Raw genomic sequence first — 9917 nt, 5'->3', positions numbered from 1 at the left:
AGCGAATGTTTACGATATGGTTTTACTTTCATGATTACTGACTCCAAAAAGGTGTCTACTTTTATGGAGTCAGATCATAGATTGTGCCTGCGCATAGTTAAATTGAAATGCTTATCCGTAGGCGTGAAATTTATTTCACGCGATGCTTATTTAACCACAAAAGCAACACGTAGGTCGGGCTTTAGCCCGTCAATGTTAGCGGTTATGTGTCGCCATAAATGACGACTTACAGTGCTTGATTCATTAGCTCGTAGGTTGGGAAGAGCGGAGCGAAACCCAACGTTTCACTATTTTTTGCACAAAGAGAAAACAATGAGAAGAGAATGAGAAAGACCATAAAGTTATGTAGTTTTTCCTCTAAAGCGCAGCGCCTCTTATCCTCTTTGTGAGCATCCATTGAATTACGCGATATAAAATCGCGGCTACAATCTCGCTAACTCTCACCCACAAAAAAGCCGTGGGATTTTCATCACACGGCTTTTGATATTTCGCTAAGTCGTTTTATTAGAACGAGTAGCTGTAACCTAGTTGTAGGGTACGTGGTTTACCCGGTTGAATACCGCCGTTTGCACGGTTTGCAACGTAGGTTTTGTCAAACAGGTTGTCTACTGTTAAGTATACTTTTTGTTTGTCGTCGATTAGGTATTTAGCAGCTAAATCCCATACAACGCGGCTGTCGATTGCATTGCGACCTGAGCTAGTTAAGTCTGCGTGTGCATCAGATACATAACGCATTTGCGTATCGAATACAAAGCTTGAGAACTCAGCACCCACTGAAAGCGCTAATTGGTTTTCAGGCACGTATGGCATTGCATCGCCTTTTTCTACGCTACCCCAAAGATCTGATTCAAACGCGTTGTCGAACTCAGAATCCGTGTAAGTGTAAGTTAAGCGAACAGGGAACGAAGCTGCATTAGCAGCAAATACTTTACCTGCACTTAGCTCAAAGCCAGACACAGATACTTCACCGTAGTTGTATTGATCGCCAATGTTGTCATCGCTACAACCTACAGCCGCAGTACAGTTACCGTGCATGTTTGTGTAGTCAGAGTTAAAGTAAATTACTTCACCTTGAATACCCGCGTAATCGTAACGACCACCTAGCTCAATGTTAACACTCTCTTCTTCTTCTTGATCTGCGTTACCCGGTGCCGCTGGAGCGTAACCTTTTTGAATACCAGCAAGAAGCGTTAGGTTATCGCTTACAGTATAAGTAGCACCTAGTGATGGAACTAAGATCTCTGTGTCGTTGCTGATGTCTTTTGTTAGGCCATTTTCACGGTTTGGATCAGACTTAGCCCATTCAACACGTTTGATTGTGATGTCTTCGTAGCGAAGACCTGCGCTAATGACTAATGCATCAAGTGACCACTCATCTTGAATGAATAGGGTCGTCGCTTCGGCGCTGTCTACACGGTTGCTATCAGAACCCGGCACGCCTTTTTCAGTTAGCGTCATTGATAGGTCTTGATTAAGCGTGTATTTGTCTTGCCATTGGAAGCGATCCATTTCATCTTCGTGGTAACGCGCACCAACAGTGATGTAGTGGCTACCTGCAGGGATATGGAATTCAGTTTGTAAGCCTTTCGCTTGGTAATCACGGTTGTTTGCTTTTACTGCAACGCCTTCAATACCTTCGCTCGTTGGATTTGCTTCAAACTCGCTGTATTGCTCAAGGTTACTTGTGCCTACTTTGCTTGCTTTATACCAGTTACGGTGGAAGTCATTTAGGTAAGCAGTAGCAAGTAACTCGTAACCTTTACCGAAGCGGTATGCATAGTTGATTTGGTATGCATTGTGTTGTGTGTTCATTTCATCGTTTTGCGATGCTGCATAACGACGGTAAGGGTTTTCTTGGTAATCAACGTCAGTTAAGCCCATGTACGTTTCGTCAGAGCGCTCGTCTGAGTACTTTAACTTCATTTCTAGGCTGTGTGCTTCGTTATCACCAAAGTCAAAGCCAAACTTTAATAAGAAATCGTTCTTTTCGAAGCCTGTGTTGTCGCTACCTACAGGTAAATCTTTAAAGCCATCTGCACCGTAAGTAAATACTTCTACAAGGCCCGCAGCATTGTTTTTCTTTTTACCGAAGTAAGCATGACCTTTGTAGAAACCGTCGCTACCAAGCTCGGCGTTAAGTAAACCTTTAGACCCTTCAGTTGGTAAGCTACGAGAAACTAAGTTTAAAACACCGCCTGTTGTACGTGGGCCATACTTAACAGAAGCTGCACCTTTAAGTACTTCGATTGACTCCATACGACCCATAGTAGGGAAGTAGTAAGCAGAAGGCGCTGAGTAAGGTGCTGGTGCTACAAGTACACCATCTTCCATTACTGAGATTTTGTCGTTACGACCCGTACCCGTACCACGCATACCGATGTTAGGACGAAGGCCATAGCCGTCTTCTTCTTGTACATATACACCAGGTACAGCACTTAAAACACGAGAGATATCAGTATATTCAAACTTTTCTAGTTCTTGCTCATCAATAAAAGTAGCAGAGCCAGGAATATCGTTAATTGCAGATGCAGAGCCAATTACAGTGATTTGCTCGAAGTTTTTCTCTTCTTTAGTTACATCTTTTGCAAAAGCATTAGCGCTTAAAGATAAAGCGACCGCAGTCGAAAGCGTAGAAACAATAAACTTAGGTGTCATTGTGTGTCCTGTGTATGTTTAGATTTTTTTAACCGGCGCAATTAAAACATGTAAAATAATGCGAATCAATCCTATTTGTAATAAAACAGGTATGAACTGTAAGTTTATGAATTAAATCACTTATAAGAAATACAGTAGTATTGTATTACGATATCGGGTTTGGGTTGGTGTTAAGTAAAACTTAATAGGCGGAGCGAAACACAACGTCTCGAGTCGTCTGCTATCAGATTCAAAAGTTAGCGAGTTAGAAAGAGTAAAGGAGAAAGAAGCTATAACCTTTAGTTAGATTGTGCCTGCGCATAGTTAAATTGAAATGCTCACCTGTAGGCGTGAAATTTATTTCGCGCGATGCTTATCTAAACCACAGAAACAAGATGTAGGTCGGGCTTTAGCCCGTCAATTTTAACTATTATGTGTCGCCATAAATGACGACTTACATTGCTTGATTTATTAGCTCGTAGGTTGGAAAGAGCGGAGCGAAACCCAACGTTTCACTATTTTTTGCACAAAGAGAAGATAATGAGAAAGACCATAAGATTATGTAGTTTTAACTCTAAAGCGTAGCGTCTCTTTTCCTCTTTGTGAGTATTACTTTTTTTATGTAGCGCGAAGCGTCTCTATACCTCTTTGTGAGTATTCATTGAATTACGAGATATAAAATCGTTTTTACAATTTTGAAAACTCACACCTACGTCAAACGTAAGGCGATAAATTCGGCGAGTTTATCTACGGCGGTGCCGGGGTCGTCGGTACGTTTAATTAAACTAATACCGATTTGACCAAGCTCAGGGAGGTCTTTGGTTTGTAGTTGGTAGTTAAGCTCATTCGGTACGGTGCTTTTTGCAAGCACCGTAATGCCTAAGCCTTCTTTTAATGCTGCAGTTAGGCCGGTTAAGTCGGCATTACTGTAGGCAATGCGGTATTTAATACCCGCACTTTGCAGTGCTTCGATTGCGCGGCGGCGATAAATACATCCCTCGGGGGCGGTTACAAGCGTGACCACATCATTTTGTGCAAGGTTTAAATCACCCACCCATACTAGTTGGTCTTGCATAAAGATAGGGAACTTGGCAGATTCTAGCTCTTCGTTTAATGCCAATACTAAATCGAATTGATCTTGGCGCGAGACCGACAACAAATGTTTACTCAAACGAGAGCGCACTTCGAGCGATACATCAGGGTAGAGGGCCACGAAGTCACCTATGATCGACGGTAAAATACGTGCGGCAAATTCACTGGGGATCCCCAAACGCACTTTACCGGTCACGTTTTCGCTGGTGAACTGCTGTAAAATGGCATCGTTTTGTTGCAGCATTTGCTTCGCTAATGGCATAAGCAATTCGCCATATTGATTAAGCACTTGGCGCTGGCCTTGCTTTTTAAATAGCTTATGGCCCAGCATGTCTTCAAGACGCTTTATTTGTAAGCTCACAGCCGGTTGCGATAGCCCTAATAATTCACCTGCTTTGGCAAACCCGCCAACTTCAACAACAGTGACTAAAGTACGTAAACTATCGGTAGAAATGTTTTTCATTAAAAAATTCTATTTATAGGGCTATGTATATAAGCATTATTTATCAATTGATAAATAATTACAATTTGTTGTTGCCAGCACGGCGCAATATACTTCAGCCATTAATGATTGATAGGTGTCACATATGACTTTTACGCCAATAATGTTTGCTCGCCACAGCCAAGCTGAGACCCCAGCAGACAACGTGCTACAAGCAAATAGCGATACTGCCATTATGGATTTTAGTGGCACTGAAGCAATCCCATTTTTAACGGCTATTTTAGGTCTTGATATTAATAAGCTAACCGCCAGCGGTTTAGGCTTACGTAGTTCATTAGACGATGACCTAACAAGCAGCTACGCTTATGCCCTGTATTACTTTAACGAAACTGCATTTCGTTTTGTATTAGGTAAAGATGCCAGCGTGCAATTACAGTCGCTTATTAATGAGCAACAACTACGTTACGACATTGATTATGTAATGCGTGACGATTTAAGCGCACTAACCCTAAGTGGTGAGCAAGCGTTTGATGCCTTGGTCGACAGCTTTAAGCTAACGCCGGGGCTGCGTTTATCAGACATGCGCAGCTGCTATGGTGCACAAAGCGGTGAGGTATTTATTACCGCCATAGATAACCAAGCAACACAGCAATTTCAGCTGGTGGCGCGCCAAGCAGAGCTTGATAAATGGCAAACGCACTTACAGCAGCTCGGCTTTGATTTAGCGTTAGCCAACGTTGCTTAAAACATAAAATTTTTAAAACAGCTACGCACTTGGGTGTTTAGCTGTTTTTTAGTTACAAAATCGCAATTTGGGTGTGACAACTGTGCAACTAATGTATAATCGCCGCCCATGTTATTCCCCCTCATTAAATTGAGGCCACGCCCCACAACTTGTGGGTTAATTTAAAAGTGAAGGAATATTATGACTTCTAAAACAGTTTTACATGCTAAGCACCTTGAAGCTGGCGCAAAAATGGTTGATTTCCACGGCTGGGAAATGCCAATCAACTACGGCTCACAAATCGAAGAGCATAATGCGGTTCGCACAGATGCAGGTATGTTTGACGTATCTCACATGACAATTGTTGATGTTCAAGGCGAGCAAGCACAAGCGTTCTTACGTAAGCTAGTGGCAAACGACGTTGCTAAGTTAACTGTACCGGGTAAAGCACTTTACACAGGTATGCTTAACGAAGAAGGCGGCGTAATCGACGACCTTATCATCTATTTCTTCTCAGAAATGAACTACCGTTTAGTTGTTAACTCAGCAACACGTGAAAAAGATTTAGCGCATTTAGCTAAAGTTTCGGCTGATTTCGCCGTAACGGTTACTGAGCGTCCTGAGTTTGCAATGATTGCCGTTCAAGGCCCTAACGCACGTGCTAAAACAGCAACAGTACTTAACGCAGAGCAACAAGCTGCTGTTGAAGGTATGAAGCCTTTCTTTGGTGTGCAAGCAGGTGATTTATTTATTGCGACAACAGGCTATACTGGCGAAGATGGTTATGAAATCGTAGTACCTAACGATCAAGCTGCTGATTTATGGCAACAACTTCTAGACGCAGGCGTAGCGCCAGCGGGTCTAGGTGCACGTGATACGTTACGTCTTGAAGCAGGTATGAACCTTTACGGCCTAGATATGGACGAAAGTGTTTCTCCACTTGCTGCAAACATGGCGTGGACAATCGCATGGGAGCCAGAAGATCGTAAGTTTATCGGTCGTGAAGTATTAGAACAGCAACGCGCTGACAAGAGCACAGACAAACTAGTTGGTTTAGTGCTTGAAGAAAAAGGCGTATTGCGTAGCGGTTTAAAAGTCATCGTTGAAGGTGGTGAAGGGGTGATTACCTCTGGTACATTCTCACCAACTCTTGGTCACAGTGTTGCGCTAGCACGCGTTCCGCGTTCAACTGGCGAAACAGCCCAAGTAGAGATGCGTAAAAAACTGGTTAACGTTAAGGTTGTTAAACCTTGCTTTGTACGTAACGGCAAATCAGTTATCTAAACTATAAAAAATTTGGTGTTATCACCTAATAATGCCAATCATGTTGAGTTGTTAGCATGATTGGTAACAGAACCAAAGGAACAAAAAGATGAGCAATATCCCAAGCGAATTAAAATATGCTACTTCACACGAGTGGGTTCGCGACGAAGGTGACGGTACGTTTACTGTAGGTATCACTGAGCACGCACAAGAACTTCTTGGCGACATGGTATTCGTTGAATTACCAGAAGTTGGTGATGAAGTTGACGCGGGTGAAGACTGTGCAGTAGCTGAGTCTGTAAAAGCAGCATCAGACATCTACGCACCAATCGGCGGTGAAATCGTTGCAATCAACGAAGATCTTGAAGATTCGCCTGAAACAGTAAATAACGACCCGTACACTGACGGTTGGTTATTCCGTATCAAAGCATCTGACACATCAGAGCTTGATAACCTGTTAGACGCTGAAGGCTACGCTAACACAATCGACGAAGACTAATTAATTAGTCACGCCGACTAAAAGCCCCGTCTAGATCCCCAGCTAATAAAATACGTAGCTTGGGTTTCACAGGGGCTTTTATGATTTTATAGCTTACCTTTCCATACGCTGTAAGTTACTAAATCAACACGTTTTTAAGTTATTGCCAGTTACCCATTGGCAGTAACCACTTTTTTTTGGATCATAGGAATCTGGACAAATGTCAAACGCCAAATCTCTTGAACAATTAGAGCAAAAGCAAGATTTTATTCGCCGTCACATTGGGCCAAGCCCAGCGCAAGTAAGCGACATGCTGAGCGCTCTTGGAGTATCGAGTGTTGAAGAGCTGATCGGTCAAACGGTACCTGCAAGCATTCGCTTAGAGCAAGGTTTATCAATTGGCGAAAGCCGCACTGAAGTTGAAACACTAAGCTACTTAAAATCAGTAGCAAGCAAAAATAAAGTGTTCAAATCATACATCGGTCAAGGCTACCACCCAACTCACGTACCACACGTAATTTTACGTAACGTACTTGAGAATCCAGGCTGGTACACTGCGTATACACCATACCAACCAGAGATTGCACAAGGTCGTTTAGAATCATTATTAAACTTCCAGACTATGACCCTAGACCTAACAGGTCTTGATTTAGCAAGCGCGTCATTACTTGACGAGTCAACGGCTGCGGCAGAAGCAATGGGCCTTGCAAAGCGTGTTGCTAAGTCTAAAGCAAATGCATTCTTCATCGCTGATGACGTGCACACACAAACAATCGACGTTGTTGCAACACGTGCAGAGCAGTTCGGTTTTGACGTTATCGTTGGTAAAGCAGCTGAAGCACTAGACCACGACATTTTTGGAGCGTTATTCCAATATCCATCAACAACCGGTGAAATCACTGACGTAACCGATTTAATCGCTGGCGTACAAAGCAAAAAAGCGATTGCCTGTGTTGCTGCAGACATCATGAGCTTATTACTGCTTAAAGCACCAGGTAAGCTAGGTGCAGACGTAGTGCTTGGTTCAGCACAGCGTTTTGGTGTACCTATGGGTTACGGTGGTCCACACGCTGCATTCTTCGCAACACGCGACAAGTACAAGCGTTCACTACCAGGTCGTATTATCGGTGTTTCTAAAGACCGTTTAGGTAACGACGCACTGCGTATGGCAATGCAAACACGTGAACAACACATTCGTCGTGAAAAAGCCAACTCAAACATTTGTACAGCGCAAGTATTACTAGCGAACATGGCAGCGTTCTATGCGGTTTACCACGGTCCACAAGGCCTTAAAACTATCGCTGAGCGTATCCACCGTTTTGCAGACATCTTAGCGGCTGGCTTAAAATCAAAAGGCTTAAACCTTAAGCACGATACATGGTTTGATACGCTAACTGTTGTTGCAGATAACAAAGACGAAATTGTTGCACGTGCAGTAGCAAACGGCGTTAACTTTGCGTCTAACCGCGCAGGTGAATACTCAATTTCTGTATCAGAAACAACAACCCGTGCAGACGTAGCTGAGTTATTTGACATCATCTTAGGTGAAGATCACGGCCTAAGCGTTGACGCACTAGCAAACGAAATCGAAGTAAACGGCAGCAACTCAATTCCTGCAAGCCTAGTACGCGATGACGAAATTTTAACGCACCCTAACTTCAACTCGTACCACAGCGAGACTGAAATGTTGCGTTACATCAAGCGCCTAGAGAACAAAGACTTAGCGCTTAACCACTCAATGATCTCATTAGGTTCATGTACGATGAAACTTAATGCGACAGCTGAGATGATCCCAATCACTTGGCCTGAGTTTGCAAACCTACACCCATTCTGCCCACTTGATCAGGCAGCGGGTTACCAAATCATGATGACAGAGTTACATGATTGGTTAGTAAATATCACAGGTTACGATGCTGTTTCACTACAACCTAACTCAGGTGCACAAGGTGAATACGCAGGCTTAATCGCGATTCGTAAATACCACGAGTCACGCGGTGAAGGTCATCGTAACGTATGTTTGATCCCAAGTTCAGCGCACGGTACAAACCCAGCGTCTGCACAAATGGCAAGCATGAAAATCGTGGTTGTTGACTGTGATAAAAACGGTAACGTTGATATGGCAGACCTTAAAGCGAAAGCCGAAGAGGTATCTGAAAACCTATCTTGTATCATGATCACTTACCCATCTACACACGGTGTTTACGAAGAAACAATTCGTGAAATCTGTGACATCGTGCACCAGCACGGCGGTCAAGTGTACATGGACGGCGCAAACATGAACGCGCAAGTAGGTGTTACAAGCCCAGGTTCAATCGGTTCTGACGTATCGCACCTTAACCTACACAAAACATTCTGTATTCCACACGGTGGTGGTGGTCCAGGTGTTGGCCCAATCGGTGTTAAATCTCACCTAGCGCCATTTATGCCTAACCACAGCGTAATTAATGTTGCTGGCACAAACATCGGTAACGGTGCGGTTTCTGCTGCCCCTTACGGCTCAGCGGCTATTTTACCAATCTCGTGGGCATACATCGCCATGATGGGCTCTGAAGGCTTAAAACAAGCAACAGAAATGGCTATCGTGAACGCTAACTACTTATCTGAGAAGCTAAGCGAGCACTACCCAATTTTATACCGTGGCCGTAACAACCGCGTTGCGCACGAGTGTATTGTTGACCTACGCCCACTTAAAGAACAAACAGGCATCTCTGAAATGGACGTAGCTAAACGTTTACAAGACTACGGCTTCCATTCACCAACTATGTCATTCCCAGTAGCTGGCACACTAATGATTGAGCCAACTGAGTCTGAGTCTAAAGTTGAGATTGATCGTTTCATCGAAGCAATGGTGTCAATCAAGTCAGAAATCGACCGTATCGCATCTGGCGAATGGTCAATTGAAAACAACCCGCTAGTGTTTGCACCGCACACACAAGCAGACGTACTAGGCAATGAGTGGGATCGTGCATACGACCGTTTCTACGCAGCATTCCCAGTACCAAGCGTAGCAAAAGACAAATTCTGGCCTACAGTAACCCGTATCGATGACGTATACGGCGACCGTAACCTAGTTTGTTCATGCCCAGCGGTAGAGACATACCGTGATTAAGGTTTGATTAAATTCAAATGCCAAAAAGCCGTTACAGCAATGTAACGGCTTTTTTGTTGGAAAACAGCTATCAGCTTTCAGCCGTCAGCTGTCAGATTAATGATCTGACCCCGATAAAGTAGACACGGGGTTTAATTAATTTGTTCGTACTGCATGGGACTTTTATACCCTAGGG

6 protein-coding genes are annotated in these 9917 nt (G+C 43.6%); 4 read left to right on the top strand and 2 right to left on the bottom strand.

All coding sequences use genetic code 11. The features are described 5' to 3' along the window. Positions 1 to 504: 504 nt before the first annotated feature. Both ACSFVZ_RS20285 and ACSFVZ_RS20280 read right to left on the bottom strand, forming a co-directional pair. Positions 505 to 2655, bottom strand: a complete 2151-nt coding sequence (locus ACSFVZ_RS20285; RefSeq protein WP_235382792.1) for a TonB-dependent receptor family protein — start codon at positions 2653 to 2655, stop codon at positions 505 to 507. A gap of 688 nt (positions 2656 to 3343) precedes the next feature. Next, entirely contained in the window at positions 3344 to 4189 is an 846-nt protein-coding gene (locus ACSFVZ_RS20280) for a LysR family transcriptional regulator (RefSeq protein WP_054560757.1), read from the bottom strand. A 124-nt stretch (positions 4190 to 4313) separates the two neighbouring features. On the opposite strand from ACSFVZ_RS20280, the gene ACSFVZ_RS20275 reads away from it, so the two are divergent. The 4 genes from ACSFVZ_RS20275 (at position 4314) to gcvP (ending at position 9742) form a co-directional block, all read left to right on the top strand. Further along, positions 4314 to 4913 (top strand): hypothetical protein, encoded by a 600-nt coding sequence (locus tag ACSFVZ_RS20275; RefSeq protein ID WP_054560756.1) that lies wholly within the window; start codon positions 4314 to 4316, stop codon positions 4911 to 4913. A 180-nt stretch (positions 4914 to 5093) separates the two neighbouring features. After that, positions 5094 to 6176, top strand: a complete 1083-nt coding sequence (gene gcvT, locus ACSFVZ_RS20270) for a glycine cleavage system aminomethyltransferase GcvT (protein WP_295512575.1) — start codon at positions 5094 to 5096, stop codon at positions 6174 to 6176. A gap of 88 nt (positions 6177 to 6264) precedes the next feature. Further along, complete coding sequence (gene gcvH, locus ACSFVZ_RS20265; protein ID WP_062570365.1) at positions 6265 to 6654, top strand: glycine cleavage system protein GcvH; 390 nt, start codon at positions 6265 to 6267, stop codon at positions 6652 to 6654. A gap of 199 nt (positions 6655 to 6853) precedes the next feature. Next, positions 6854 to 9742 carry an aminomethyl-transferring glycine dehydrogenase gene (gcvP, locus tag ACSFVZ_RS20260; protein WP_235382793.1) on the top strand — a complete coding sequence of 963 codons (2889 nt, stop codon included), beginning with the start codon at positions 6854 to 6856 and terminating at the stop codon, positions 9740 to 9742. Positions 9743 to 9917: the final 175 nt, after the last annotated feature.

The organism is Pseudoalteromonas nanhaiensis, from assembly GCF_051235485.1.
Classification (GTDB): Bacteria; Pseudomonadota; Gammaproteobacteria; order Enterobacterales; family Alteromonadaceae; genus Pseudoalteromonas; species Pseudoalteromonas lipolytica_C.
The sequence above is the reverse complement of the archived record's forward strand: the minus strand, read 5'-3'. Positions and strand labels throughout refer to the sequence as shown.

Bases quoted from the DNA above. Each gene is read 5' to 3' on its own strand.
- ACSFVZ_RS20275 (WP_054560756.1), top strand. From the start codon at position 4,314: ATGACTTTTACGCCAATAATGTTTGCTCGCCACAGCCAAGCTGAGACC.
- ACSFVZ_RS20280 (WP_054560757.1), bottom strand. From the start codon at position 4,189: ATGAAAAACATTTCTACCGATAGTTTACGTACTTTAGTCACTGTTGTT.
- gcvP (WP_235382793.1), top strand. From the start codon at position 6,854: ATGTCAAACGCCAAATCTCTTGAACAATTAGAGCAAAAGCAAGATTTT.
- gcvH (WP_062570365.1), top strand. From the start codon at position 6,265: ATGAGCAATATCCCAAGCGAATTAAAATATGCTACTTCACACGAGTGG.
- ACSFVZ_RS20285 (WP_235382792.1), bottom strand. From the start codon at position 2,655: ATGACACCTAAGTTTATTGTTTCTACGCTTTCGACTGCGGTCGCTTTA.
- gcvT (WP_295512575.1), top strand. From the start codon at position 5,094: ATGACTTCTAAAACAGTTTTACATGCTAAGCACCTTGAAGCTGGCGCA.